General features: G+C 61.7%; 27 protein-coding genes and 1 pseudogene. 15 read left to right on the top strand and 13 right to left on the bottom strand.

Annotation, left to right across the window (positions count from 1 at the left end):
• Nucleotides 1–99: 99 nt before the first annotated feature.
• The 3 genes from RHSP_RS02605 (at nt 100) to RHSP_RS02595 (ending at nt 2,855) form a co-directional block, all read left to right on the top strand.
• Nucleotides 100–1,047, top strand: a complete 948-nt coding sequence (locus tag RHSP_RS02605; RefSeq protein WP_037149200.1) for a choline ABC transporter substrate-binding protein — start codon at nt 100–102, stop codon at nt 1,045–1,047.
• A 20-nt stretch (nt 1,048–1,067) separates the two neighbouring features.
• Nucleotides 1,068–2,582, top strand: coding sequence for a choline-sulfatase (gene betC, locus RHSP_RS02600; protein ID WP_037149196.1), 1,515 nt, complete (start codon nt 1,068–1,070; stop codon nt 2,580–2,582).
• 63 nt (nt 2,583–2,645) lie between these two features.
• Nucleotides 2,646–2,855, top strand: a complete 210-nt coding sequence (locus tag RHSP_RS02595) for a TOBE domain-containing protein (protein ID WP_004108310.1) — start codon at nt 2,646–2,648, stop codon at nt 2,853–2,855.
• 54 nt (nt 2,856–2,909) lie between these two features.
• Here the strand turns inward: RHSP_RS02595 and tsaA are convergent, their stop codons facing one another.
• The 3 genes from tsaA to RHSP_RS02580 all read right to left on the bottom strand — a co-directional run bounded on the left by tsaA (nt 2,910) and on the right by RHSP_RS02580 (nt 6,188).
• Nucleotides 2,910–3,440: a tRNA (N6-threonylcarbamoyladenosine(37)-N6)-methyltransferase TrmO gene (gene tsaA, locus RHSP_RS02590; protein WP_004108308.1), complete on the bottom strand. Its 531-nt coding sequence runs from the start codon at nt 3,438–3,440 to the stop codon at nt 2,910–2,912.
• Between the two features lie 25 nt (nt 3,441–3,465).
• Nucleotides 3,466–4,491: an iron ABC transporter substrate-binding protein gene (locus RHSP_RS02585; protein ID WP_004108307.1), complete on the bottom strand. Its 1,026-nt coding sequence runs from the start codon at nt 4,489–4,491 to the stop codon at nt 3,466–3,468.
• Nucleotides 4,492–4,604: 113 nt separating this feature from the next.
• On the bottom strand, nt 4,605–6,188 hold the full coding sequence (locus RHSP_RS02580) for a peptide chain release factor 3 (RefSeq protein ID WP_004108305.1): 1,584 nt from the start codon (nt 6,186–6,188) through the stop codon (nt 4,605–4,607).
• Nucleotides 6,189–6,279: 91 nt separating this feature from the next.
• Here RHSP_RS02580 and dut point away from each other — a divergent pair, with 91 nt between their 5' ends.
• The gene (gene dut, locus RHSP_RS02575; RefSeq protein WP_004108302.1) at nt 6,280–6,750 is read left to right on the top strand and encodes a dUTP diphosphatase; all 471 of its coding nucleotides are present in this window, start codon (nt 6,280–6,282) and stop codon (nt 6,748–6,750) included.
• 10 nt (nt 6,751–6,760) lie between these two features.
• On the opposite strand, the gene RHSP_RS02570 is transcribed toward dut, so the two are convergent.
• Nucleotides 6,761–7,225: an Lrp/AsnC family transcriptional regulator gene (locus RHSP_RS02570; protein WP_004108291.1), complete on the bottom strand. Its 465-nt coding sequence runs from the start codon at nt 7,223–7,225 to the stop codon at nt 6,761–6,763.
• 108 nt (nt 7,226–7,333) lie between these two features.
• Here RHSP_RS02570 and RHSP_RS02565 point away from each other — a divergent pair, with 108 nt between their 5' ends.
• Together RHSP_RS02565 and RHSP_RS02560 are read left to right on the top strand one after the other, a co-directional pair.
• Nucleotides 7,334–8,248 carry a DMT family transporter gene (locus RHSP_RS02565; RefSeq protein ID WP_037149190.1) on the top strand — a complete coding sequence of 305 codons (915 nt, stop codon included), beginning with the start codon at nt 7,334–7,336 and terminating at the stop codon, nt 8,246–8,248.
• Nucleotides 8,245–8,547 carry an NIPSNAP family protein gene (locus RHSP_RS02560; protein WP_004108289.1) on the top strand — a complete coding sequence of 101 codons (303 nt, stop codon included), beginning with the start codon at nt 8,245–8,247 and terminating at the stop codon, nt 8,545–8,547. Before RHSP_RS02565 ends, RHSP_RS02560 begins: the two co-directional genes overlap by 4 nt.
• A gap of 3 nt (nt 8,548–8,550) precedes the next feature.
• Here the strand turns inward: RHSP_RS02560 and RHSP_RS02555 are convergent, their stop codons facing one another.
• The 3 genes from RHSP_RS02555 to RHSP_RS02545 are packed head-to-tail and all read right to left on the bottom strand — an operon-like array spanning nt 8,551 to nt 10,401.
• Entirely contained in the window at nt 8,551–9,186 is a 636-nt protein-coding gene (locus RHSP_RS02555; protein ID WP_037149187.1) for a hypothetical protein, read from the bottom strand.
• A complete protein-coding gene (locus RHSP_RS02550) occupies nt 9,186–9,818 on the bottom strand; it encodes a LysE family translocator (protein ID WP_004108283.1) in 633 nt (210 codons plus the stop codon). Before RHSP_RS02550 ends, RHSP_RS02555 begins: the two co-directional genes overlap by 1 nt.
• Before the next feature lie 25 nt (nt 9,819–9,843).
• A complete protein-coding gene (locus RHSP_RS02545; protein WP_004108280.1) occupies nt 9,844–10,401 on the bottom strand; it encodes a cysteine hydrolase family protein in 558 nt (185 codons plus the stop codon).
• Nucleotides 10,402–10,529: 128 nt separating this feature from the next.
• On the opposite strand from RHSP_RS02545, the pseudogene RHSP_RS02540 reads away from it, so the two are divergent.
• Together RHSP_RS02540 and cysK are read left to right on the top strand one after the other, a co-directional pair.
• Nucleotides 10,530–10,965 (top strand): annotated as a pseudogene (locus RHSP_RS02540) (LysE family translocator).
• A 134-nt stretch (nt 10,966–11,099) separates the two neighbouring features.
• Nucleotides 11,100–12,068: a cysteine synthase A gene (gene cysK / locus RHSP_RS02535; protein ID WP_004108276.1), complete on the top strand. Its 969-nt coding sequence runs from the start codon at nt 11,100–11,102 to the stop codon at nt 12,066–12,068.
• A 98-nt stretch (nt 12,069–12,166) separates the two neighbouring features.
• Here cysK and RHSP_RS02530 read toward each other — a convergent pair whose 3' ends face one another.
• The 6 genes from RHSP_RS02530 to rsmI all read right to left on the bottom strand — a co-directional run bounded on the left by RHSP_RS02530 (nt 12,167) and on the right by rsmI (nt 17,932).
• On the bottom strand, nt 12,167–13,699 hold the full coding sequence (locus tag RHSP_RS02530; RefSeq protein WP_004108275.1) for a YifB family Mg chelatase-like AAA ATPase: 1,533 nt from the start codon (nt 13,697–13,699) through the stop codon (nt 12,167–12,169).
• 194 nt (nt 13,700–13,893) lie between these two features.
• A complete protein-coding gene (gshB, locus tag RHSP_RS02525; protein WP_004108273.1) occupies nt 13,894–14,841 on the bottom strand; it encodes a glutathione synthase in 948 nt (315 codons plus the stop codon).
• Between the two features lie 109 nt (nt 14,842–14,950).
• A complete protein-coding gene (locus RHSP_RS02520) occupies nt 14,951–15,454 on the bottom strand; it encodes a cupin domain-containing protein (RefSeq protein WP_004108270.1) in 504 nt (167 codons plus the stop codon).
• A 98-nt stretch (nt 15,455–15,552) separates the two neighbouring features.
• Nucleotides 15,553–16,548 (bottom strand): exonuclease/endonuclease/phosphatase family protein, encoded by a 996-nt coding sequence (locus RHSP_RS02515; protein ID WP_004108267.1) that lies wholly within the window; start codon nt 16,546–16,548, stop codon nt 15,553–15,555.
• A 102-nt stretch (nt 16,549–16,650) separates the two neighbouring features.
• A complete protein-coding gene (locus RHSP_RS02510; protein ID WP_004108263.1) occupies nt 16,651–17,031 on the bottom strand; it encodes a YraN family protein in 381 nt (126 codons plus the stop codon).
• Nucleotides 17,024–17,932 carry a 16S rRNA (cytidine(1402)-2'-O)-methyltransferase gene (gene rsmI / locus RHSP_RS02505; RefSeq protein ID WP_037149183.1) on the bottom strand — a complete coding sequence of 303 codons (909 nt, stop codon included), beginning with the start codon at nt 17,930–17,932 and terminating at the stop codon, nt 17,024–17,026. The genes RHSP_RS02510 and rsmI overlap by 8 nt, the downstream gene beginning before the upstream one ends.
• Nucleotides 17,933–18,184: 252 nt before the next feature.
• On the opposite strand from rsmI, the gene dnaN reads away from it, so the two are divergent.
• The 7 genes from dnaN (at nt 18,185) to RHSP_RS35055 (ending at nt 23,310) form a co-directional block, all read left to right on the top strand.
• Entirely contained in the window at nt 18,185–19,303 is a 1,119-nt protein-coding gene (gene dnaN, locus RHSP_RS02500) for a DNA polymerase III subunit beta (RefSeq protein ID WP_037149254.1), read from the top strand.
• Nucleotides 19,304–19,572: 269 nt separating this feature from the next.
• The gene (gene pmtA, locus RHSP_RS02495; protein WP_004108253.1) at nt 19,573–20,166 is read left to right on the top strand and encodes a phospholipid N-methyltransferase PmtA; all 594 of its coding nucleotides are present in this window, start codon (nt 19,573–19,575) and stop codon (nt 20,164–20,166) included.
• Between the two features lie 8 nt (nt 20,167–20,174).
• Nucleotides 20,175–20,762: a histidine phosphatase family protein gene (locus RHSP_RS02490; protein ID WP_037149180.1), complete on the top strand. Its 588-nt coding sequence runs from the start codon at nt 20,175–20,177 to the stop codon at nt 20,760–20,762.
• A 1-nt stretch (nt 20,763) separates the two neighbouring features.
• Complete coding sequence (gene pyrF, locus RHSP_RS02485; protein WP_037149177.1) at nt 20,764–21,456, top strand: orotidine-5'-phosphate decarboxylase; 693 nt, start codon at nt 20,764–20,766, stop codon at nt 21,454–21,456.
• A gap of 27 nt (nt 21,457–21,483) precedes the next feature.
• On the top strand, nt 21,484–21,771 hold the full coding sequence (locus RHSP_RS02480) for a DUF1330 domain-containing protein (protein ID WP_037149173.1): 288 nt from the start codon (nt 21,484–21,486) through the stop codon (nt 21,769–21,771).
• 111 nt (nt 21,772–21,882) lie between these two features.
• Nucleotides 21,883–22,863: a complex I NDUFA9 subunit family protein gene (locus tag RHSP_RS02475; protein WP_004108248.1), complete on the top strand. Its 981-nt coding sequence runs from the start codon at nt 21,883–21,885 to the stop codon at nt 22,861–22,863.
• A 285-nt stretch (nt 22,864–23,148) separates the two neighbouring features.
• Nucleotides 23,149–23,310: a hypothetical protein gene (locus tag RHSP_RS35055; protein WP_037149170.1), complete on the top strand. Its 162-nt coding sequence runs from the start codon at nt 23,149–23,151 to the stop codon at nt 23,308–23,310.
• Nucleotides 23,311–23,379: the final 69 nt, after the last annotated feature.

The raw sequence follows: 23,379 nt of genomic DNA, 5'->3' as shown, positions 1-23,379 counted from the left end.
AAAATTTCCTTTTGGCACCTATTGAAAAATGCCTGCTTCACAGCGGGAACTCTAGTGATGTTCAATAAAATAATCCAATAACAAGAGGGAACCATCGTCATGCGCATGTCTGCAACGGGTCGGCTGGCCGCCGGCGCTCTTCTTTCCGTCCTCTCTTTTGCCGGCATCGCCCGGGCCGATGGCGACAGCTGCAAGACAATCTACCTGTCGGACCCCGGCTGGACGGATATCACCTCGACCAACGGCGTGACCGGCGTGCTGTTGACCGCCCTCGGCTACGAGCCTGACATCAAGACGCTTTCCGTGCCGATCGGCTATCAGGCGATGAAGACAGGCGAAATCGATGTCTTTCTCGGCAACTGGATGCCGGCGCAAAAGGCCTTCGTCGACGATCTCAACAAGGCGAAGGCTGCGGAAGTGCTGAACCGCAATCTCCAGGGCGCGAAGTTCACGCTGGCCGTCCCGACCTATGCCGCCGACAAGGGCATCAAGGATTTTTCCGATCTTCAGAAGCACGCCGACGATTTCGGCCGCAAGATCTACGGCATCGAGCCGGGTGCCCCTGCAAACGCCAATATCCAGAAGATGATCGATGCCAACGACTTTGGCCTCAAGGGCTGGGAACTCGTCGAATCGAGCGAGCAGGCCATGCTGTCGCAGGTGGAGCGCGCCTCCAAGGACAAGCAGGCGATCGTCTTCCTCGCCTGGGCGCCGCATCCGATGAATGAGCGCTTCAAGCTCGCCTATCTCTCCGGCGGCGATGCCTATTTCGGCGCGAATTTCGGCGGGGCCGAAGTCTATACGCTGGCGCGCACCGGCTGGTCGGCGCAATGCCCGAACGCCGCCAAGCTCTTCCATAACCTGACCTTCGACATCGGCATGGAAAACTCGCTGATGGGCTCGATCCTCGGTGGCGAGAGCTCCAAGGAGGCGGCGACCGCTTGGCTGAAGGCGCATCCGGATGCCTTGACGCCCTGGCTTGCCGGCGTCACCACTATCGATGGCAAGTCCGGCCTCGATGCCGTCAAAGCCGCCATCGGCCTCTAATTTCCTGGAAAGATGCGAACATGTCCCGTCCGAATATCCTCATCCTCATGGTCGATCAGTTCAACGGGACATTCTTTCCCGACGGTCCGGCCGAGTTCCTGCATGCGCCGGTCCTGAAGGCTCTCGCGAGGCGCTCCGTGCGCTTTGCCAACAGCTACACCGCAAGCCCGCTCTGCGCGCCGGCGCGGGCCTCCTTCATGTCCGGGCAGCTGCCGAGCCGCACTCGCGTCTACGACAATGCCGCCGAATTCTGTTCGGATATTCCGACCTTCGCCCATCACCTGCGCGCCGCCGGCTATCAGACGGCGCTCTCGGGCAAGATGCATTTCGTCGGTCCGGACCAGATGCACGGCTTCGAGGAGCGGCTGACGACAGATATCTATCCCGCCGATTTCGGCTGGACACCGGACTACACCAAGCCCGGCGAGCGCATCGACTGGTGGTATCACAATCTCGGCTCGGTGACCGGCGCGGGCACAGCCGAGATCACCAATCAGATGGAATACGACGACGAGGTCGCATATCACGCGACCCGCAAACTCTACGATCTCTCGCGCGGTCATGACGAGCGGCCCTGGTGCCTGACCGTCAGCTTCACGCATCCGCATGACCCTTACGTCGCGCGCCGCCGCTTCTGGGACCTCTATGAAGATTGCCCGGCGCTCGACCCTGAAGTCGGCGAAATTCCCTTCGATGAGCAGGATCAGCACTCGCAGCGGCTGATGAAAGCGTGCGATCACGCCGCCTTCGACATCACGCCGGAGCAGATTCGCCGGGCGCGGCGCGGCTATTTCGCCAATATCTCCTATGTCGACGAGAAGATCGGCGAGATTTTGGAGACGCTCGAGCGCGGCCGCATGGCCGACAACACCATCATCCTTTTCGTCTCCGACCATGGCGACATGCTCGGCGAGCGTGGCCTATGGTTCAAGATGAACTTTTTCGAAGGCTCCGCCCGCGTGCCGCTGATGATCGCAGCCCCCGGCTGGCAGCCGAAGCGGATCGACCAGCCGGTTTCGACGCTGGACGTGACGCCGACGCTGGCAGCGCTTGCCGGCATCGATATCGCATCACTGCGTCGCTGGACCGATGGCGAGGACCTGACACCGCTGGCTCTCAACACCGGAAGCCGCAGCCCGGTGCCGATGGAATATGCCGCGGAAGGCTCCGAAGCGCCGCTCGTGGCCTTACGCGACGGCCGCTACAAGCTGACCCTTTGCGAGAAGGATCCCCCGATGCTCTTCGACATCGAGGCCGACCCGAAGGAGTTGACCAATCTGGCCGATGACCCGACCCATGCCGAAACGCTGAAGCGGCTGACGGCACGGGCGATGGCGCGCTGGAACCTTGAGAGCTTCGACGCCGCAGTGCGTGAGAGCCAGGCGCGGCGATGGGTGGTCTACACCGCCCTGCGCAATGGCGCCTATTATCCGTGGGACTATCAGCCGCTGCAGAAGGCCTCGGAGCGCTACATGCGCAACCACATGGATCTCAACGTGCTTGAGGAAAACCAGCGCTTTCCGCGCGGCGAATAGGAATTCGGTGGCTCGTCGCCAGGGAGGACGATATGGTCGCGCCGGTCATAAGGGAGAATATCCATGAAAATCAGTGCGAGAAACCGCCTCAAGGGCAAAGTCGTCGAAATCACCAAGGGTGCGACCACGGCGCATGTCCGCATCGATATCGGCAACGGCTCGATCGTCACCTCCTCGATCACCAACGAGGCAGTGGACGAGCTGGGCCTGACGGTCGGCGCCTCGGCCTACGCCGTCATCAAGGCATCCGACGTCATGGTCGCCGTCGACTGAAGCAATTCCAGGAAAAATGCGTAGCGGTTTTCCACCCGGGACTGCGTGAACAGTCTAGGCGTCCCGCTTCTGGCAGTAATGCGCCGTCTCGCTGTCGCCGGTCTGGAAATCTCCGGGCTGCGGCGGCGCGATCGGCTTGAACAGCGTGCGATCCGGCTTCAGATCGAGCAAGGGCGTACCATCAAGGCAATCGAGGCCACGCACCAGCAGGACGGCGCCCTTGACCGCTTCCAGCTTGACGATGGATGTGCCGATGGGATTGGGCCGAACGGGGGAGCGCAGCGAGAAGGTGCCGTGCACCTTGCCGCTATTGGCCGGGCTCTGCAGTACGAGGTCCCGCCGGGACCGATCCAGCCAATAGAGAATTTCCAGCCGCTCGAAGGCTTCCACGCCCTGCAGCGCCGGCACCCAGGGTTCGAAGATGACGATCCGGCAAATCGGCCCGTCATGCCGCCCCTGACGCGGCGTTTCCATGCGCGATGTCCAGGGCGTGGAGATGCGGCCGATGAAGGTGAGACCGGCATCCAAGGCTGCGGGCGGCTCGACGGCCACTTCGTTTTCGCGAATCTCGTTCTCACGAACCATAAGCCGCCTCCCTCTTCGGTGCCGGTTACTTCACGCCCTTCAGCAGCGTCGCCACCTGATCAGCCGTCAGATCGACCTGATAGAACAGCTTGTAGAATTCCTTCACGTCGCCGGCAAAATCGCTGCGGAAGAGCTTCGGATAAAGCAGCTTCTCCAGCCAGCGCACGCCGATGAGCCGGTTGACGCCGGGCGGTGAGTCGAACCAGCCGAAAGGCAGTGACGGCGGCACGAAGATCTTACCGTCCTTGACGGCCTTGATCGCAGCCCATTGCGGATCGCTCTTTGCCGTGGCGGCGAAATTCGCGTCATCCGCGATGATAATATCCGGATTCCAGCCGACGACCTGCTGCGACGTCACCTTGGTCAGGCCGCCTTTGCCAGCGGCGGCGGCAACGTTCATCGTGCCGACGACGTCGAGGATCTCAAGATTGATCGAGCCGGAAAGCCCCGTCTCCAGACCATCCGCACCGCGGCCATAATAGACGCGCGGTCGCGGATCATTCGGCAGCGTCGCCAGCTTGTCGTTCAGATCCTTGATCTCGGAATCGGCATAATCGGCAAGCTTGTTGCCACGATCCTCGACGCCGATCAGCGCGCCGACGTCGCGCAGCGTGTCAGCGGTACGGGCAAAGCTGCCGTCGATGAGAACATAGGGAATGCCCGTCTCGAGCTGCACCTTGTCGGCCAGAGCCTTATAGGTGGGATCGACCGTGCCCGCATCGAGAATGATATCCGGCTTGGCATCCTTTACAGCCTGCGCGTCGATCGTGCCGCTCTTGCCCGTCACAGGCCCAATGGTGGGCAGAGTGCGCACCGACTGCACCAGATAGGTTTTCGCGGCCTCGTCGGGCGCATGAACCCAGCCCGCCAGCTTTTCCGGCGCCAGCACGTAGACCAGCACTGCTGCCGGAGGCCCGGCGACGACAATGCGGTTGATCTTGTCCGGCACCGACACCGTGCGTCCGGCCGCATCGGTGATGATTCGCGCTTCGGCTGCGACCGGCAACAAGCCGGCGAGCGCCAGAGCAAGAACCGCAAGAATTTTCATCATGAAAGCTGCCCGTTCTGATCGATAGGATCCTCCGGGCCGGCACTATGGCATAGCGCTATAGGGGATGGAACATCGCCAAGGCACTATTCCAAAATGAAACGCATCCCAACCGATCACGCCGCCTTGACGGCGTGATATTCCTTGATTGCGGCCATTTTGATAGCCGGATAACGTTCCGCCTCGTAGCGCAGCGAGAAGCCGTCCTGGGCAAGGAAGACCGGATCGCCATCGAGGTCGCGGGCAATATCGCCGCGGCGTGCCGTGACGAACTTTTCGAGATCGGCGGACTGATCGGCCGAGATCCAGCGGCAGACGGAGAAGCGCGACATTTCGAAGGAAACCGGCAGGCCGTATTCGGCCATCAACCGCTCCTTCAAGACGTCGAGCTGCAGGGCGCCGACAACGCCGACGATGGCCGGAGAACCGTCTTCCGGCGAGAAGAGCTGCACGACGCCTTCTTCCGCCATCTGCTGCAGCGCTTCCTTGAGCTTCTTCGCTTTCATCGCGTCTTCGAGACGCACGCGACGCAGGATTTCCGGCGAGAAGTTCGGCACGCCCTGGAAGACGAGGGATTCGCCCTCCGTCAGCGTATCGCCGATGCGAAGCGTGCCGTGGTTCGGAATACCGACGACGTCGCCGGCATAGGCGGTGTCGGCAAGCTGGCGCTGCGAGGCGAAAAAAAATTGCGGCGCGGTGAGGCCAAGCTGCTTGCCGGTGCGCGACAGCCGCGCCTTCATGCCCCGTTCCAGTCTGCCCGAGCAAATGCGCGCAAACGCGATGCGGTCGCGATGGTTCGGATCCATGTTGGCCTGGATCTTGAAGACAAAGGCCGTCATCTTGTCGTCGGTCGCCTGCACTGTCCTGATGTCGGCGACCTGGTCGCGCGGGGGTGGCGCGAAATCGCCGAGCGCGTTGATGAGATCGCGGACGCCGAAATTGCGCAGCGCCGAGCCGAAGAAGACCGGCGTCATATGGCCTTCCAGGAAGGATTCCCGGTCGAAGGGGCGGCAGGCTTCGATCGCGAGCTCCGTCTCGTCGATAAAGGCCTGGCGCTCGTTTTCCGGCAGCCTGCCGGCAACCGCTTGCGGACCGTTCACGCGCGTCGCCTCAACCTCGGTGTCGGAGCCGCGCACGGTGTTGGCGGCCAGATGATAGGAGCCGCAGAAGGTCTTGGAGCGGCCGATCGGCCAGGTGACCGGGGCAGTGTCCAGCGCCAGCTTCTCTTCCACTTCATCGAGGATTTCGAAGGGATCGCGGCTTTCGCGGTCCATCTTGTTGATGAAGGTGATGATCGGGATATCGCGCATGCGGCAGACTTCGAACAGCTTCAGCGTCCGCGGCTCGATACCCTTGGCGGCGTCGATGACCATGACGGCGGCGTCGACGGCCGTCAGCGTGCGATAGGTATCGTCGGCGAAGTCTTCGTGGCCGGGCGTATCGAGAATGTTGAAGACATTGCCTTCATATTCGAAGGTCATGACCGAGGTGACGACCGAGATGCCGCGTTCGCGCTCGATCTTCATCCAGTCGGAGCGCGTCTGCATGCGATCCTTCTTCGCCTTGACTTCGCCGGCAAGCTGAATAGCGCCGCCGAACAGCAGCAATTTTTCGGTGAGCGTCGTCTTGCCCGCGTCCGGGTGGGCGATAATAGCAAATGTACGGCGGCGGGAAACCGCCTCGGCGAGACTTTCGGCCATGCTTGTGAATCCTGTGAATTGCGGCCGTATCTAGCGACTCAAAGCCCTAAATGCAATTGACCTCAGGCGTTCGAGCGCAAACTAATACGCCATGACCATTCACACCGACACCCGACCCGCCCTGAACCTCATCCGCCTGCCGCATGGCGAAGGCCTTGAGCTGCCAACTTACGAGACCAGGGGTGCTGCCGGCATGGACCTGCGCGCTGCGGTCGACGATGGCGCAACGCTAACGATCCTTCCCGGCAAACGGGACCTCGTTCCCACCGGCTTAATCTTCGAGGTTCCCGATGGCTACGAGGCGCAGATCCGTCCGCGTTCCGGCCTTGCCCTCAAGCACGGCATCACCTGCCTGAACACGCCCGGCACGATCGACAGCGACTATCGCGGCGAAGTGAAGGTGCTGCTGATCAACCTCGGCGAGGAGCCGTTCGAGATCACCCGCGGCATGCGTATCGCGCAGATGGTCATTGCCCCTTCGATCCAGGCTCGTATCTTCGAGACCGCGGAAGCAAGCGAGACCAGGCGCGGCGCCGGCGGCTTCGGCTCGACCGGCGTGTGACTGCAAAGCTCTAACGCGAAAGCGGCGGCAACCGGCGCTTGACGGGTGTCGCCTTGATCATTGACGTATTCGTCTCCGCCCTCTCGGTGATCTTATCCAATATACCATCGAGCTCGCCCATGGAGCGCACCACCAGCCGCCCGATGAAGCAATCGTCGCCGGTGACCTTGTCGCATTCGATGAATTCCGGCGTCTCCTGGATGATCCGCTCGACGACGTGAAGCTGACCAGGCAGCGGCCTGATACGAACGATCGCTTGCAGCGGATAGCCGATCGCCTCGGGCGCGATATCGACCGTAAAGCCTGAGATGACGCCGCGCTCTTCCAGCCGGCGCAGCCGCTCTGCCGCGCTTGGCGACGACAGGCCGGCCACTTCCGCCAGTTCCTTCAGCGATATCCTGGCATTGCGCGCCAGCGCCTCGAGCATTCGCTGATCGATCTCATCGAGACCCAAAGAGGCGTTAGGTATAGCCATGTCAAAACCTCATTTAATTAGGTTATGAATTCGCGCTGCCTCATTTAATCTATATTACCGACACTCGCACGGCAATATGATTGGCTTTGTCAGATGGGAGATAAGGCCATGAACGAGATAAGACACGGCACGATAGAAATGACGGCGGCAATGCTGATTTCGGGCACGATCGGCTGGTTCGTGCTGATGTCCGGCCAGGCGGTGACCGACGTCGTCTTCTGGCGCTGCTCCTTCGGTGCGCTGACGCTGCTCGCCATCTGCGCTGCCATGGGCCTGCTACGCCCCGGCATCCTGAATTTCAAGATTTTTGCGATCGCAGTGGGCGGCGGCATCGCCATCGTCCTCAACTGGCTGCTGCTATTCGCCGCCTATTCGCACGCCTCCATTTCCATCGCCACGACCGTCTACAACACGCAGCCCTTCATGCTGCTAGGGCTCGGCGCGCTGTTCCTCGGTGAGCGGATCACCTTCACCAAGCTCTTCTGGCTCGCCCTCGCCTTTGCCGGCATGGCTATTATCGTCGAAGGCAAGCCGACAGAAACCGCGGGCTCGGGCGGCTATGCGATCGGCATCCTGCTTTCGCTGGGTGCGGCTTTCTTCTACGCGCTGGCGGCGATCGCCGCCAAATGGCTGAAGGGCACGCCGCCGCACCTGATTGCGCTGATCCAGGTTTCGACGGGCATCCTGATGCTTGCGCCCTTCACCAATTTTTCCGCCGCTCCGCAGAATGCCGGCGGATGGTCGATCCTCGTCACCATGGGTATCGTGCATACCGGCGTGATGTATGTGCTGCTCTATGGCGCCATCCAGAAGCTGCCGACGCATCTGACCGGCGCGCTGTCCTTCATCTATCCGATCGCCGCCATCGTGGTTGATCGCCTCGCCTTCGGCCATGTGCTCGGCCTCGGACAGATCGCCGGCGCGATCATCATTCTCGGCGCTGCGGCGGGCATGAATCTCGGCTGGACGATCCCCCTGCCCTGGCATAGAAACGGCCATCTTTCCAAGAGGACAGCCGAATGATCACCTGTTACCTGCGCTATGTCATCGACCCTTACAAGCTTGCCGAGTTCGAGCATTATGCGAAGCTCTGGATCCCGCTGGTCAATCGGCTCGGCGGCACGCATCACGGCTACTTCCTGCCGCATGAAGGCGCCAACAACATCGCATTGGCGCTTTTCAGCTTTCCGAGCCTTGCTGCCTATGAAGACTATCGGAAGCAGATGGCCGAAGATGCGGAATGCCGCGCTGCCTTCGCCTATGGCGAGGAAACGCGCTGCATCGTCAGCTACGAGCGCAGCTTCATGCGGCCTGTTTTCTGAGACCTATTTAGCCGGAGTCGGACAGGTTTCGGGGCGGCCATTGAGGCCTTCCGCCATCTTATCGAAGGTCGCGCCCAGCCCGGCCTTGCCACCGCCGATGCGCAGCACATAAAGGCTGTCGAAATCCTCTCCCGGCCATTTCGGCACCGCGTCGTCATCGCCGCCATTATCGCTCAGAAGCTGCCGGGCGAGCTTGACGATCTGCTTGTGCTCCCAGGCAACGAAGACCAGCTTGCCGGCGTAGGCAGGCTTTTCCAGCTCGGTTTTCAGATCATCGATATCGTCATAGCCGAAGCTGGTATCGACAGGCATGCCGAGCGCAATTGCGGTCGGCTCGATGGTCGCGAGCGGGCGGATGTAATCGTAGGAAATCCCGACATCCCTCTTCCGCTTGGACGGGTTCGGCGCGAAGATGGCCGCAGGCTTGCCGAAGAGCTTCGTCAGCACCGATGGCAGCGCCAGCGCCCGGTTGAGTCCCTGGCAGCTGAGCTGGCCAAGACCCGCTTCCGGCTTTTCGCCATGGCGCATAAGGACGATTGTCCTGGTGCCAGTCTCCGCAGCCGAAACAATTGGCGAGGAACTCAAAACCGATGCGAGCGTCAGAAGGCCGGCGGCGAGTGGTAGCGAAAGTTTCCGCATCAGCGCTGCGCCTCGAGAGCCATGCGGAGGGCGAGCCCGGCCAGCACGGTGCCCATCAGCCAGCGCTGAACCAGCGCGAAGGACGGGCGGCGCACGAAGAACTGCGCGACGGAGCCCGCCGTCAGCGCGAAGATGGCGTTGAAGGTCAGACTGACGGCGATATGGATGAAGCCGAAAATGACGGATTGCGCAAAGACGCTGCCGGCGGCCGGATCGATGAACTGCGGCAGCAGCGAAAGATAGAGCACAGCAACCTTCGGATTGAGCAGGCTGGTGACCAGCCCCATGGAGAAGAGCCGGCGCTTGCTATCCTTTGGCAGCTCACGCACCTGAAAGGCGGAACGGCCACCGGGCTTCAGTGCATTCCAGGCCAGCCAGGCAAGATAGGCGGCACCCGCCAGCCGCAACGCGTCATAGGCGAAGGGTACTGCGAGGACAAAGGCGGTGATGCCGAGGGCAGCGGAGAGCATGTAGAAGACGAAGCCGCAGGCGACGCCGCCGAGCGAGATCAGCCCGGCCGCAGGACCCTGTGAGATCGATCGCGATACCAGATAGATCATGTTCGGCCCGGGTGTCAGTACCATGCCCAGAGCGATCAGGGCAAAGGCGATCATGCTGGTGAGATGCGGCATAGAACCTCCAAGCCGGAAAGGGGTGTCAAAAGAGAATTTCGGCAGATGCGATCGGCTTGATTTCATGCGGCCCGGCATCGAAACCGTCAAGCACCATGTTGTGATGCTCGATGATCGTTTCGAAGTTCAGCTTGCCCATATCGGCCGTGGTATGGCCATCGGAGATCAGCGAAACGTCGAACCCGAGCGAGACGGCGCGGCGCGCTGTCGTGTCGACACAGAATTGCGTCATGCAGCCGCCGATGAAAAGGCGGGTGATACCGCGGGCGCGCAGCTTCGCCTCGAGATCGGTTTCGAAGAAGGAATCGCAGCTCGCTTTGTGCACGACGACATCGCCGGCCTCGGGCGCGATTTCCCGGCGCAGCTGCCAGCCTTCGCTGCGCTTTGCCAGGCGGTGCCCCGCCGTGCCGTCATGCTGGACGATGAAAGCAGGAATGCCGGCGGCGCGTGCGTTGCGTTTCAGCGTCGCAAGCTTGGTGACGACCGTCTCCAGCGCGGCATCAATGACCGACTGACGATCCGGCGTGCCAAGGCCGGTCAGGATGGAATTCTGTAGATCGATCAGGAGCAATGCAGAAGACATGATATCCTTGGGCAAAGCGGTTTCGACGCACCTTAACCCCTTGGTAATATGTTCGCAGCGCCGGCGCAATCGCCTGAAAACGCAAAGGTGGTGCGGAAGAGACACCACCATCTGTGGGGGAAATCCTCATGACGCTCGCGGCTCTGCCCGCCTATTGCGACGCGCTCTTCATCACAGCCGCATTCCGGTCCGGGCGTTACGGCGATCGTGGCACGTGCGCTGGGCTCCGGCTTCTGCGAGACCTTCTTCATCGGCCTCGTGCTCGGCGAGGTCACGTCCTTTCTCTCGGGCCTGCCGGTGACGCTCGGCAATCCGAAGGCCATGCTCTTCCACATTGCGCTGGCGCCGACACTGATCGACATCAACCATATCGGCCCGCGCGAGTATGCCATATTGCTGGCAGCAACCTTCGTCGTACGGCTGATCGTTCTCGTGCCCTATATGTTGCTTGCCTCGCGAGCCCGCACCTTTCTCAAGAAGCCGAGAGCTCTGCGGATCTTGAACAGGGTCGCCGCCAGCATTCTTACCGGCACGGCTGCATTCATTGCCGCCCGCGCCGCCTGAAAAAACATTCTCTGAAAGAGACAGCGAAGAGACTCTTTTCTCATGGGCAACAGGCGGCGAGCGCGTGCGCACTCTGGTTTCCGCTAGCGTTTGATCCTATTGTCACCCCATAATTCACACAGAGGGAGATACCCATGTCCGACACCCGCAAACCAGGCCGCGGCCGCGTTTATGCCTCGATCACCGAGACCATCGGCGATACCCCGATCATTCGTCTCGACAAACTGGCAAAGGAAAAGGGCGTCAAGGCCAACCTCCTGGCAAAGCTTGAATTTTTCAATCCCATCGCTTCCGTGAAGGACCGTATCGGCGTCGCGATGATCGAAAGCCTGGAAGCCCAGGGCAAGATCGCCCCCGGCAGGACCGTGCTGATCGAGCCGACTTCGGGCAATACCGGTATCGCGCTTGCCTTCGCCGCCGCTGCCAAAGGCTACAAGCTCATCCTGACCATGCCGGAAACCATGTCGGTCGAGCGCCGCAAAATGCTGGCGCTGCTCGGCGCCGAGCTGGTGCTGACCGAAGGCCCGAAGGGCATGAAGGGCGCGATCGCCAAGGCCGAAGAACTGGCCTCGACCCTGCCGGATGCCATCATCCCGCAGCAGTTCGAAAATCCGGCCAATCCGGAAATCCATCGCAAGACGACGGCCGAAGAAATCTGGAACGACACCGAGGGCAAGGTCGATATTTTCGTCTCCGGTATCGGCACCGGCGGCACGATCACCGGCGTCGGCCAGGTGCTGAAGGCCCGCAAATCCGACGTCAAGGTCATTGCGGTCGAGCCGGCTGATTCGCCCGTTCTTTCCGGCGGCAATCCCGGCCCGCACAAGATCCAGGGCATCGGCGCCGGTTTCGCGCCGAAGATCCTCGACACGCATGTCTACGACGAGGTGGTCACCGTCACCAACGACGAGGCGTTCCAGCAGGCGCGGCTGGTCGCAAAGCTCGAAGGCGTGCCGGTCGGCATTTCCTCGGGTGCTGCGCTGACGGCGGCCATCAAGGTCGGCCAGCGCCCCGAAAACGAAGGCAAGACCATCGTCGTCATCATTCCCTCCTTCGCCGAACGCTATCTGTCGACGGCGCTGTTCGAAGGGCTTGGCGGCTGAGAGCTGGCCCCATCGGTTTGATTGGAAAGGGGTGCTGCGGCGCCCCTTTTTATTCAGGGGAGGTGGAGACGACCAGACGCTACCTGAGCCCCGAATTTTCAGGCATGCGCAGCCAACCTCTCCCCGGCAATGCGATAGGAAATGGCCTCCGCCAGATGGATGCGCCCCACCGTCGGCTTATCGTCGAGGTCGGCAAGAGTGCGTGCGACCTTGAGGATGCGATGATAGCCGCGTGCAGAGAATTTCATCTTCTCGGCAGCGTCGCGCAGCAATTGCAGGCCTGCGGCATCGGGCTCGGCGATGGTTTCTATCATGGCGGTCGAACAGCGGGCATTCGTGGTAATCTCCTTCGCGCCCGCCCTTTCGAAACGTTCCTGCTGCCGCTCGCGAGCGCGGGCGACGCGAAGCGCGACATCGGCGCTCTTTTCCGCTGTCGTCGGCCGGATCAGGTCGGCGGCGGATACGGCGGGTACGTCAATGCGGATGTCGATGCGATCCAGCAGCGGACCGGAAATGCGGCCCTGATAATCGGAAGCGCAGCGTGGTCCCCGTGCGCAGGTGTGCCCCGGTTCCCCGGCCATGCCGCAGCGGCACGGATTCATTGCCGCCACGAGCTGGATACCGGCCGGATAGGCGACACGGTGGTTTGCTCTCGCAATAACGCACTCGCCAGTTTCCAGCGGCTGGCGCAGCGCATCGAGCGCCTGCGGCGAAAACTCCGGCAACTCATCGAGGAAAAGAATGCCGTGATGGGCGAGCGACGCCTCACCCGGTCTGGCACGCAGCCCGCCGCCGACAAGGGCTGCCATGGTGGCGGAGTGATGCGGCGCGCGATAGGGCCGTCGATCGGAGAGCTTGCCACCGGAAAGTTGGCCGGCGATCGAATGGATCATCGACACCTCCAGCAGCTCATTCGTCGACAGTGGCGGCAGGATCGACGGCAGACGCGAGGCGAGCATCGACTTGCCGGAGCCGGGAGGTCCGACGAAAAGCAGGTTATGCCCGCCGGCCGCCGCCACCTCCAAGGCGCGCTTGGCGCTTTCCTGCCCCTTGATATCAGCGAGATCGGGCAGATTGGCAGCGCTGGCACGGACTGATGGTTCCGGTCGCGTCAGCACCTGCGTGCCGCGGAAATGATTGGCGAGCGCAATCAGGCTGCGCGGCGCCAGAATGTCGACCTCCTTGCCGGCCCAGGCGGCTTCAGGCCCGCTTTCGGCAGGGCATATCAGCCCCTTGCCCATGGCGTTGGCGGCGATTGCCGCCGGTAGCGCGCCGGCAACGGGCGCTATCGTGCCGTCGAGGTTGAGTTCGCCGATGACCGTGTAAGAAGACAGGGCATCGGCGGGGATCGCGCCGAGCGCCGCCATCAGACCGAGCGCGATGGCCAGATCGAAGTGGCTGCCCTCCTTGGGCAGATCCGCCGGCGCGAGATTGACCGTGACCTTCTTCGGCGGCAGTGCCAAGCCGGAGGCGTGGAGCGCAGCCTGGACCCGTTCACGGCTTTCCGCCACGGCTTTGTCGGGCAGGCCAACGATATGCATCAGCACCTTGCCGGGCGCGATCATCACCTGCACTTCGACGGGTACGCCTTCAATGCCCTGAAACGCCACCGTACTGACGCGCGCCACCATGCCCTATCCCCTGTCACAGAACGCGTTTGCCGCTACCTGCCTCGATCAACAAACTTCGGGTTGCAATCTGGCACAAGACGAGGAATGAAACAAGAACAATAAACGAACAAAAGCCTCTCTCAGTCATGCCGAAATCATCGACATGGCTGAGTGCACATTATTGTCTAGCTGGAAAGCATGGTAGGAACTGCCGATCAGGCCCGCTTGGCTTCGATCGCATCCCAAAGCAGGCTGGCGATATCGGCGCCGCCGAAGCGCTTCACTTCCCGCAGACCCGTCGGCGACGTGACGTTGATCTCGGTCATGTAGTCGCCGATGACGTCGATGCCGACGAGCAGGAAGCCGCGTTCCCTCAGGGCCGGTCCGATGCGGGCGCAGATTTCCTGTTCGCGCGCCGTGAGTTCCGTGGCTTCGGCACGGCCGCCGACATGCATGTTGGAGCGGGCATCATGCTCGGCCGGCACGCGATTGATCGCGCCGACGGCCTCGCCATCGACGAGCAGGATGCGCTTGTCGCCCTTGCGCACGTCGGGCAGATATTGCTGGGCAATGAAGGGTTCGCGGAAAAGCTGACCGAACATTTCAAGTAGGGACGAGAGATTGCGGTCGTCGCGCGTCGAATGGAAGACGCCGGCGCCGCCATTGCCGTAGAGCGGCTTCAGGATGATATCGCCCATCTCCTCACGGAAGCGGCGGATTTCGCTGGGATCGCGGGTGATCAGCGTCTTCGGCATGAGATCGGCAAATTCGGTGACGAAGATCTTTTCCGGCGAGTTGCGCACCCAGGCCGGATCGTTGACGACAAGCGTCTTCGGGTGGATACGCTCGAGCAGATGCGTCGAGGTGATATAGGCCATGTCGAATGGCGGGTCCTGGCGCAGCAGCACGACGTCCATGGTCGAAAGATCGACGCGCTCAGGCTCGCCGAGCTCGAAGTGATCGCCCTTGACGTCGCGCAGGATCATCGGCTCGACGGAGGCATAGACCTTGCCGTCGCGCATGCTCAGCCGCTCGGGCGTGTAATGGAAGAGCTTGTAGCCGCGGTTCTGCGCCTCGAGGCTCATGGCGAAGGTCGAGTCGCCCGCAATGTTGATGCCCCGGACATGGTCCATCTGGACCGCAACATTCTTGATACCAGCCATAATCAGCCCTCGCTCGAATTTGCGGACAGATGTAGGTCGGCCCGCCTCCAAACGCAACGGCTATTCAAGGGCTTCCGGCAAGGACATCTTCAGTCAAGGCTGGCCGCATTCAGGCGGCAAGGCCCTGAGCGCCGCCCTGCCGGACAAGATTGCGCAGGCGATAAGCCATGGTCAAAGGCTTCGGGAACGGCTTGCGGCAGAAGGCGACCTTGCGCAGGTAGCGGTCGATGCGCCATGTCGCCCAGGTGCCGCCGGCGAAATAGGCGACATCGCCGGCACTCAGCGTGCGCTCGACGCCGTCTTCCGTGGTAACGTGCACCTCGCCCTCAAGGATCATCACCGTTTCGTCCCAGCCGAAATACCAGCGAAATTCGCCGGCGGTGCAATCCCACAGCGCCGTGACGGCAGCGTCGTCCTGCCCGCGCGAATGCTCGGCGATGCGGGCCACGGGATCGCCCGACAGAATCCACGATCGTTCGATCGGCGACGGTTTCATTTCCATTTCGCTGCTGGCGCCGGCCACGAAGTTTTTCGACTGCGGCAAGGCAACGACGACAGGAACGGCACGCGCGGCAAAGGCCGCCATGCTCGCCAACACCATTTTCAAGACCATACAAACCCCCAAATTTCCATGCGCGTCTACCATCTCATCGCATGAAAGGGGTAACGGCGCGGTTCATGAAACCGAGAGCATTTTAACGATTGCAAATATCAGGCAGAAAAACCTTCGATTGTGCAAACGATCATGTCATGATCGGAAAGCGGCTTGCCCTCGGCGTTGAGCGAAGAGACAAGATGGCTTTCGCCGATCTTCAGGCCGCGGGTGATGAACCAGTCGAGCTTCATGGCTCGATCGGGAAAGCGGGTGATGAGGCTCGGGCGCGTGCTCGTTTGATCCAGCGGTCCGCCATGGCATTCGAAGCCGCGGCTCTCGGCCATGGCGAAAAGCGTATCGGTCGAGAAATCGCCGCCGGTGTGGTTGCCGGTGTTGAGATCGCCGCCGATCAGGATCGGCAGGCCCGGCGCGAAGGCCTCGACCGCATCGATCAGCGCCGCCAGCTGCCGCTCGCGATAGGCAGCGGTTGCGACACTTTCCAGATGGACCGAAACGGCGACGAAGGGACCGGCCTCGGTCTCGACGACGGCGCCGACGGCGCAGCGATCGCCGATGCGCGGCTGCTCATTGCTGTTGTTGAACCAGACGGCCTCGCCCGGCAGGCGGATCATGAAGGCATCCTTCAGGGCAACGGAGGCCATCAGCGCATTGCCGTGGAAGCCCTTTTCGTTGAAATCGTCCCGGCAGTAGGCGCGCTCGATCTCCGAACCGAGGCTGAGCTCCAGGAACTCGACGCCATAGGCATAGTTCATGCCGAGCTCGGCGGCGATAACGGCTGTGGGGTCGCGCTGTTCGGTGCGGGCCATGCCCTCGTCCATTTCCGACAGCAGGATAAGCGGCGCCCCGGTTGCCCGCAGCTTGGCCGCGCTTTCCTCGGGAAACAGGCAGCGCTCCATATTCCAGGCAGCGACCGTAAACGGGAAAGATAACGCCTCGATCGTCGCTTCAGCCCCGCCGACACGCACCGTATTCAGGCAGGCGAGCGATGAGAGCTTCTCGGCATGGATGGCCGGGGTCTTTTCGAGCGAAATGAAGCTCCTGCGCTCTTCCTGCGAGGGAATGGTAAAGGCGGAAACGGTGTTGCGGATCATAATTGGGCCTGTCGAAACGAGAATATGAGCGCCGGCGGAAAAATCGCGAGTGCTGGTCGCCCGGCAATAGGCTGATTTTGTGACGGTCCTGTAACGCCTTGCTCAAAACGCATCGGGAAAATGCTGCGGCCAGCGGCCGGGCAGCATGGCGACGATGTCATAGCGCTGCGAAAGACGGGCGAAATCCGGCTGCCGGGCAAGCCATAGATCGCTCGCGGCACGGATGCGCCTCTGCGAGGAGAAGGAAACGGCGTCGACCGCCTCCTGCGCATCCCGTCGCGATTTGACTTCCACGAAGACGGCGAGATCACCCTTGCGGGCGACGATATCGATTTCGCCGAGCTTGGTACGGTGGCGAATGGCGAGAATGCGATAGCCCTTGAGCATCAGGAAAACGGCGGCGAGATATTCGGCGACATGGCCGCGCCGCCAGGCCTTTTGCCGTTTCAGCCTTTCACCCGGCTCAGCCCCCTTGTCAGGCATGGCGCTCCTTCATGTCGAGCAGGCGCTGGTAGAGCTCCTTGCGCGGCAGGCCGGTGAGGCGTGCAGCTTCGGCCGCTGCCTTTGCCGTCGGCATCGTTCCTGCAAGATCGGCCAGAATGGCATCAACGTCGGCTTCGGCGGTCACGCTTTCCGCCGGCGGACCGACGAGCAGCACGATCTCGCCTTTCACATTATCCACTGCCTCATAGTGAGCGGCGAGTTCTGAAAGCGTGCCGCGACGAAACTCCTCGAAGGTCTTCGTCAGCTCGCGGCAGACGGCGCCTGTGCGCTCGCCGCCCAGCACGTCGGCCGCCGCGGCAAGCGTGGCGGCGATGCGATGCGGCGATTCAAAGAAGATGAGGGTTGCGGGTATACCGGCAAGCTCGGCCAGCCTGTCACGCCGGCCCTTATCCTTGGCCGGCAGGAAACCGGCAAAAAAGAAGGCATCGTTGGGCAGGCCGGAGCCGACGAGGGCTGCGAGCGGCGCCGAGGCGCCGGGAATGGGGACGACCTTGTAACCCGCCTCGATCGCCTGCGTTGCCAGCCGGTAGCCGGGATCGGAGACGAGCGGCGTGCCGGCATCCGACACCAGTGCAACAGAGCGGCCGGCCGCCAGCGCTTGCAGCAGCCGCGGGCCTGCCTCATCGGCATTGTGCTCGTGATAGGCATAGGGCTTGTTCTGGATGCCATAGCGATCGAGAAGGACACGGGTGACGCGGGTATCCTCACACGCCAGCACATCCGCACCGGCCAGCGTCTCCAGCGCCCGCAGCGTGATGTCGCCGAGATTGCCGATCGGCGTCGCGACGAGATAGAGCGCCGGTTCCAGGGGACGGGCCGGAATCTGGTTATTGTGCAGGCGGAAACTGCGCGCTCCGCCGCTTGCTTGGTCTTCGTTCATGCCGGTCCTGAATTCGCCTCGGATTTATCGTCTTTATGGGCGAGGCGCAGGCGGACGGCAAGAGCAGTGCAATTCCTGTGGAGCATTGTCGACGAAATGTCGAATTGGCGCTTGGCAATTGATCCATGCCTCTTGCATTCGGATGGAGAAGTCTGCCAAGTTGCCTGTCCAATCTTTCGGGCCTCGTCCGAAAACATGTCGCTCGGGCGCCTCGGGCTGCCCGGCAAGTCACGGTCGAAAGCGGTAGCATCCATGCGTATTACAATTGAGCGGTCGAACCTCCTGAAGTCGCTGAACCACGTGCATCGCGTGGTCGAGCGTCGCAATACGATCCCGATCCTGTCCAACGTGCTGCTGAAGGCCGAAGGCACGAGCCTCGACATGAAGGCGACCGACCTCGACCTCGAAATCACCGAGGCAACGCCAGCCAATGTCGAGCAGCCCGGCGCCACCACGGTTCCCGCGCATCTGCTCTACGACATCGTGCGCAAGCTGTCCGACGGATCGGAAGTCCTTCTTGCGACCAATGCCGACGGCAGCTCGATGACGGTTGCCTCCGGCCGTTCGAAATTCTCGCTGCAATGCCTGCCGGAATCCGATTTCCCGGATCTCACGGCCGGCAGCTTCAGCCACTCCTTCAAGCTGAAGGCCGCCGATCTGAAGATGCTGATCGACCGGACGCAGTTTGCGATCTCCACTGAAGAGACCCGTTATTACCTCAACGGCATCTTCTTCCACACGATCGAAAGCGGCGGCGACCTGAAGCTCCGCGCCGTTGCGACGGACGGCCATCGCCTGGCCCGCGCCGATGTCAGCGCCCCTTCGGGCTCCGAAGGCATGCCCGGCATCATCATCCCGCGCAAGACGGTCGGCGAACTGCAGAAGCTGGTGGACACGCCGGATACGATCGTGACCGTCGAAGTGTCCGACGCCAAAATCCGCCTGACGATCGGCTCGATCGTCATGACGTCGAAGCTGATCGACGGCACCTTCCCGGACTATCAGCGCGTCATCCCAGCCAACAACGACAAGGAAATGCGGGTCGATTGCCAGACCTTCGCCCAGGCCGTCGACCGCGTATCGACAATTTCGTCGGAGCGCGGCCGCGCCGTGAAGCTGGCTCTGTCGGACGGCCAGCTGCTGCTGACGGTCAACAATCCGGATTCGGGAAGTGCGACCGAAGAAGTCGCCGTCGGCTATGAGATGGATCCGATGGAAATCGGCTTCAACGCCAAGTACCTGCTCGACATCACCGCGCAGCTTTCCGGCGATGCGGCGGTGTTCCTGCTTGCCGATGCCGGCTCGCCGACGCTCATTCGCGACACCGCCGGCGACGACGCGCTCTATGTGCTGATGCCGATGCGCGTCTAGAGCCTGATACCGAAAAGTGTGAGCGGTTTTCGGACGACATCATGCTCTACTTTTTTGATTCAAGAGCCGGATGATTTTGGGTCGAACAGACCTAAAATCATCCGGCTCTGGCGAAACCAAAGCGCCCTTTCATGCGTTTCTACAACGTGAGGGCGCTTTTATTTGGTCCTTTTCGGATTGCGACATTTTCTCTTGTTATTGCGTCATCGCATTGCAAGATTTTAGAGAAACGGTATGTAAGTCGCGACCGTAACATCTAGGGGGGAAGCATGACGCTGCGTCTTAAGGAACGGCTTGGCAAGAAATTCGACGAGGAGATCCGTTTCTTCAAAGGCATGATGCAGGGGCCGAAGACGGTCGGTTCGATCGCTCCGACCTCGTCGATAACGGCCCGCAAGATGGCGAGCATCATCAACACGGAATCCGGCCTGCCCGTACTGGAGCTCGGGCCGGGAACGGGCGCCATCACCAAGGCTATCCTGGCGCGTGGCGTCGAACCGGAAAACCTCGTCGCCATCGAATACTCGACCGATTTCTACAATCACCTCGTCAAGCTTTATCCCAGCGTCCACTTCATTAATGGCGACGCCTTCGATCTCGACAAGACGCTCGGCGTGCTGCGTGGCCAGACCTTCGATTCCGTCGTGTCGGGCATTCCTCTCCTTAATTTCCCGATGAAGGCGCGTGTGGCGCTGCTGGAAAGCCTGCTGGACCGCATGCCGCCCGGCCGGCCGGTCGTTCAGATTTCCTACGGGCCGGTTTCGCCGATCATCGCGCGGCCGGATCGCTACCACATCCGCCATTTCGATTTCATCGTCCGCAACATTCCGCCGGCCCAGCTCTGGGTCTACAGCCGCGGCTGAGGCGATCCATGTACGCACTTTATATTACGCATCCGCAGGTGCGGATCGACGCTGACATTCCTGTGCCGGAATGGGGGCTTTCCGAGGTTGGTGCGGCGAGAGCACGGGTGGCGGCAACCCGTTCGTGGGCGCATCAGCTTGGCCTGATCGTCTCGAGCGGCGAACGCAAGGCGATAGAAACGGCCGAAATCCTGGCTGCGACAAGCGGCGCCCCGATCGAAATCATCGAGGCCACGCATGAAAACGATCGCAGCGCCACGGGTTTTCTGCCACCGCCGGAGTTTGAGAAAGCCGCCGACTGGTTCTTCGCCAATCCGTACGAGAGCTTCAAAGGCTGGGAACGTGCGATCGACGCGCAGACAAGGATCGTCTCCAATGTCGAGGCCGTTCTTGCCCGACATGATCCGCGGGTGCCGATCGCCTTCGTCGGCCATGGCGGTGTCGGCACACTGTTGAAATGCCATCTCGAGGGAAAGCCGATCGCGCGGCAAGGCGACCAGCCGCCAGGCGGCGGCAATCTTTTCTGTTTCGATCTTGCGAAGCGCACGATCTCGTGCGACTGGACACCCATGGAAGACTGGATGGGATGGGCTTGAGATGACCGCACGCGACCGCTTGATCGTTGGACTGGATGTTCCAAACCTTCAGGAGGCCGAAAAAGTGGTCGGCGCGCTCGGCGACGATATCCTCTACTACAAGATCGGCTATCAGCTCGCCTTTGCCGGCGGCCTTGAGTTTGCACGCGACCTTGCCGCCGACGGCAAGAAGATCTTCCTCGACATGAAGCTGCTCGACATCGACAACACGGTGGCCTCCGGGGTGGAGAACATCGTCAAGATGGGCATGTCGATGCTGACGCTGCACGCCTATCCGAAAGCGATGAAGGCGGCCGTCGAGGCCGCCAAGGGGTCTGACCTGTGCCTGCTCGGCGTCACCGTTCTGACATCGATGGACGAGGAAGACCTGATCGCCGCCGGCTATGAATATGATCCGCATACGCTGGTGCTGCGCCGTGCCGAACAGGCGCATCTCGCCGGCATGGGCGGTATCGTCTGTTCGGCGGAAGAGTCTGCCGCGGTCCGCAAGATCATTGGACCCGATATGGCGCTGGTCACCCCCGGCATCCGTCCGGCCGGCAGCGACAAGGGCGACCAGAAGCGGGTGATGACCCCGGCCGCCGCCATCAAGGCCGGATCGAGCCATCTGGTCGTCGCCCGGCCGATCGTCAAGGCAGCCGATCCGAAGGAGGCCGCCCGCGCCATCCTCGCCGAGATGGACGCCGCGCTCTGAGATACCGAAACAAGCAGGGAGGAAGATATGGCAAAGGGATATTGGATCGCGCGCGTGGATGTCCGCGACGTCGAGCGCTACAAGGACTATGTCGCCGCCGCCAAGCCGGCCTTCGAAAAGTACGGCGCGAATTTCCTTGCCCGCGGCGGTGCGTTCACGCCGCTTGAGGGACAGGCACGCGGCCGCAACGTGGTGATCGAGTTTCCGTCGCTGCAACACGCCGTCGATTGCTACAACTCGCCGGAATACCAGATCGCCGCCAAAATCCGTCAGCAGGTGGCGGACGCTGAAATGGTCGTCGTCGAGGGGGTCTAAACCCTTCGAAACGCGACGCTGCAATGCAGCGCGATAGCACTTCACCTCAGCGCTCGGATCGGCTAAGACGAAACCAGATAAGCCCAATCAAAGCCTTTCGAGGAGCCTGCCATGACCCTGTCCAACCTCCCGCCGCTCGTGACCGTGTTCGGAGGATCAGGCTTCATCGGGCGGCATGTCGTGCGTGCGCTTGCAAAGCGCGGATATCGCATCCGTGTCGCCGTGCGCCGCCCCGACCTTGCCGGTTTTTTGCAGCCGCTCGGCAATCTCGGCCAGATTTCGATCGTTCAGGCTAACGTGCGCTATCGCAATTCCATCGACCGTGCCGTCGAAGGCGCGCAGCATGTCGTCAACTGCGTCGGCATCCTCGCCGCAAGCGGCCGCAACACCTTCGAAGCCGTACAGGAATTCGGTGCCAAGGCCATCGCGGAAGCAGCGCGCGGCGTCGGCGCTTCGCTGACGCATATTTCGGCGCTCGGTGCCGACGCCAGCTCGGCTTCGGCCTATGCACGCACCAAGGCTCGCGCCGAAGCAGCCGTTCTGTCGATCAAGCCGGACGCTGTCATCCTGCGCCCCTCGATCGTCTTCGGACCGGAAGACGAGTTCTTCAACAAGTTCGCCGACATGTCCCGCACGGCGCCGTTCCTGCCGCTGATCGGCGGCGGCAAGACGAAGTTCCAGCCCGTTTACGTCGAGGATATCGCCGAAACCGTTGCCCGCAGCGTCGACGGCAAGCTGAAGGCCGGCACGACCTATGAGCTCGGCGGCCCGGAAGTGCTGTCCTTCCGCGACTGTCTCGAGACCACGCTTTCGGTCATCAGCCGCAAGAAGACGCTCGTCTCCATCCCCTTCGGCCTGGCTTCGCTGATCGGCTCGATCGCTTCGCTGGTGCCGCTCATCAAGCCGCCGATCACCGCCGATCAGGTGACGCTGCTGAAGAGCGACAACGTCGTTTCCAAGCAGGCGGAAGCGGAAGGACGCACGCTGACAGGAATCGGCCTGCTGCCGACGCTTCTCGTCTCGGTGCTGCCGTCCTATCTCGTGCGTTATCGCCCGCAGGGTCAGTTCACCGGCTCGGGCAAAGCGGCCTGACGATTCGGAAATTCATGAAATTCAAGCGCCCCGCGGTCTCCCCGGGCGGCGTTTTTATTGCCTGAAAAAGCAGAAATCGGGCGGTTCAGGCTTGCTGGAGCCCCGTGATGCACAGCTTAGCGTTGCCTAAAAGACGCAGTGCGGAAATAGTCGCATTAACGTCAAATTTAATATGAAGATTTATTGCTATTGCTCACTTCACTGACTAACACAGCCGCGCGTCGCGAGCTTGCATAACGAACCGTTCGTGGCGCGCTTCACACTTCTGCGGAAAGGCATTTTTCGATGGGCAAGTCTATCGCGCTTTTGTTTGCGTGCGCGGCACTGGTGATTCTCGCAGGCTCTTTCGTCGCCCGCGGCAGCATCGCTTCGGTGAAGGGCGAATGTGCGCCGGCCTACGGCGTCGACCCCTGTACGACGGGCTCAATCAACGCCTCCTCGAATTGACAGGCATGAAAAAGGCCGGTTCCCACCGGCCTTATCTGTCTCCGGGATTGCGGTAGCGGACGGGCTGCA

The sequence above is a fragment of the Rhizobium freirei PRF 81 genome (genome assembly GCF_000359745.1).
GTDB lineage: Bacteria > Pseudomonadota > Alphaproteobacteria > Rhizobiales > Rhizobiaceae > Rhizobium > Rhizobium freirei.
The sequence above is the reverse complement of the archived record's forward strand: the minus strand, read 5'-3'. Positions and strand labels throughout refer to the sequence as shown.

What these genes read in the sequence shown, in the direction of transcription:
- RHSP_RS02515 (WP_004108267.1), bottom strand. Translation starts at nt 16,548, where the DNA reads ATGATCCGCAACACCGTTTCCGCCTTTACCATTCCCTCGCAGGAAGAG.
- RHSP_RS02520 (WP_004108270.1), bottom strand. Translation starts at nt 15,454, where the DNA reads ATGGTCTTGAAAATGGTGTTGGCGAGCATGGCGGCCTTTGCCGCGCGT.
- RHSP_RS02490 (WP_037149180.1), top strand. Translation starts at nt 20,175, where the DNA reads ATGTACGCACTTTATATTACGCATCCGCAGGTGCGGATCGACGCTGAC.
- RHSP_RS02565 (WP_037149190.1), top strand. Translation starts at nt 7,334, where the DNA reads ATGAACGAGATAAGACACGGCACGATAGAAATGACGGCGGCAATGCTG.
- RHSP_RS02550 (WP_004108283.1), bottom strand. Translation starts at nt 9,818, where the DNA reads ATGCCGCATCTCACCAGCATGATCGCCTTTGCCCTGATCGCTCTGGGC.
- RHSP_RS02580 (WP_004108305.1), bottom strand. Translation starts at nt 6,188, where the DNA reads ATGGCCGAAAGTCTCGCCGAGGCGGTTTCCCGCCGCCGTACATTTGCT.
- RHSP_RS02530 (WP_004108275.1), bottom strand. Translation starts at nt 13,699, where the DNA reads ATGGTGGCGCGCGTCAGTACGGTGGCGTTTCAGGGCATTGAAGGCGTA.
- pmtA (WP_004108253.1), top strand. Translation starts at nt 19,573, where the DNA reads ATGACGCTGCGTCTTAAGGAACGGCTTGGCAAGAAATTCGACGAGGAG.
- RHSP_RS02480 (WP_037149173.1), top strand. Translation starts at nt 21,484, where the DNA reads ATGGCAAAGGGATATTGGATCGCGCGCGTGGATGTCCGCGACGTCGAG.
- cysK (WP_004108276.1), top strand. Translation starts at nt 11,100, where the DNA reads ATGTCCGACACCCGCAAACCAGGCCGCGGCCGCGTTTATGCCTCGATC.
- RHSP_RS02475 (WP_004108248.1), top strand. Translation starts at nt 21,883, where the DNA reads ATGACCCTGTCCAACCTCCCGCCGCTCGTGACCGTGTTCGGAGGATCA.
- RHSP_RS02570 (WP_004108291.1), bottom strand. Translation starts at nt 7,225, where the DNA reads ATGGCTATACCTAACGCCTCTTTGGGTCTCGATGAGATCGATCAGCGA.
- RHSP_RS02585 (WP_004108307.1), bottom strand. Translation starts at nt 4,491, where the DNA reads ATGATGAAAATTCTTGCGGTTCTTGCTCTGGCGCTCGCCGGCTTGTTG.
- RHSP_RS02560 (WP_004108289.1), top strand. Translation starts at nt 8,245, where the DNA reads ATGATCACCTGTTACCTGCGCTATGTCATCGACCCTTACAAGCTTGCC.
- pyrF (WP_037149177.1), top strand. Translation starts at nt 20,764, where the DNA reads ATGACCGCACGCGACCGCTTGATCGTTGGACTGGATGTTCCAAACCTT.
- RHSP_RS02605 (WP_037149200.1), top strand. Translation starts at nt 100, where the DNA reads ATGCGCATGTCTGCAACGGGTCGGCTGGCCGCCGGCGCTCTTCTTTCC.
- RHSP_RS02510 (WP_004108263.1), bottom strand. Translation starts at nt 17,031, where the DNA reads ATGCCTGACAAGGGGGCTGAGCCGGGTGAAAGGCTGAAACGGCAAAAG.
- dut (WP_004108302.1), top strand. Translation starts at nt 6,280, where the DNA reads ATGACCATTCACACCGACACCCGACCCGCCCTGAACCTCATCCGCCTG.
- betC (WP_037149196.1), top strand. Translation starts at nt 1,068, where the DNA reads ATGTCCCGTCCGAATATCCTCATCCTCATGGTCGATCAGTTCAACGGG.
- RHSP_RS02595 (WP_004108310.1), top strand. Translation starts at nt 2,646, where the DNA reads ATGAAAATCAGTGCGAGAAACCGCCTCAAGGGCAAAGTCGTCGAAATC.
- tsaA (WP_004108308.1), bottom strand. Translation starts at nt 3,440, where the DNA reads ATGGTTCGTGAGAACGAGATTCGCGAAAACGAAGTGGCCGTCGAGCCG.
- gshB (WP_004108273.1), bottom strand. Translation starts at nt 14,841, where the DNA reads ATGGCTGGTATCAAGAATGTTGCGGTCCAGATGGACCATGTCCGGGGC.
- dnaN (WP_037149254.1), top strand. Translation starts at nt 18,185, where the DNA reads ATGCGTATTACAATTGAGCGGTCGAACCTCCTGAAGTCGCTGAACCAC.
- rsmI (WP_037149183.1), bottom strand. Translation starts at nt 17,932, where the DNA reads ATGAACGAAGACCAAGCAAGCGGCGGAGCGCGCAGTTTCCGCCTGCAC.
- RHSP_RS02545 (WP_004108280.1), bottom strand. Translation starts at nt 10,401, where the DNA reads ATGTCTTCTGCATTGCTCCTGATCGATCTACAGAATTCCATCCTGACC.
- RHSP_RS35055 (WP_037149170.1), top strand. Translation starts at nt 23,149, where the DNA reads ATGGGCAAGTCTATCGCGCTTTTGTTTGCGTGCGCGGCACTGGTGATT.
- RHSP_RS02555 (WP_037149187.1), bottom strand. Translation starts at nt 9,186, where the DNA reads ATGCGGAAACTTTCGCTACCACTCGCCGCCGGCCTTCTGACGCTCGCA.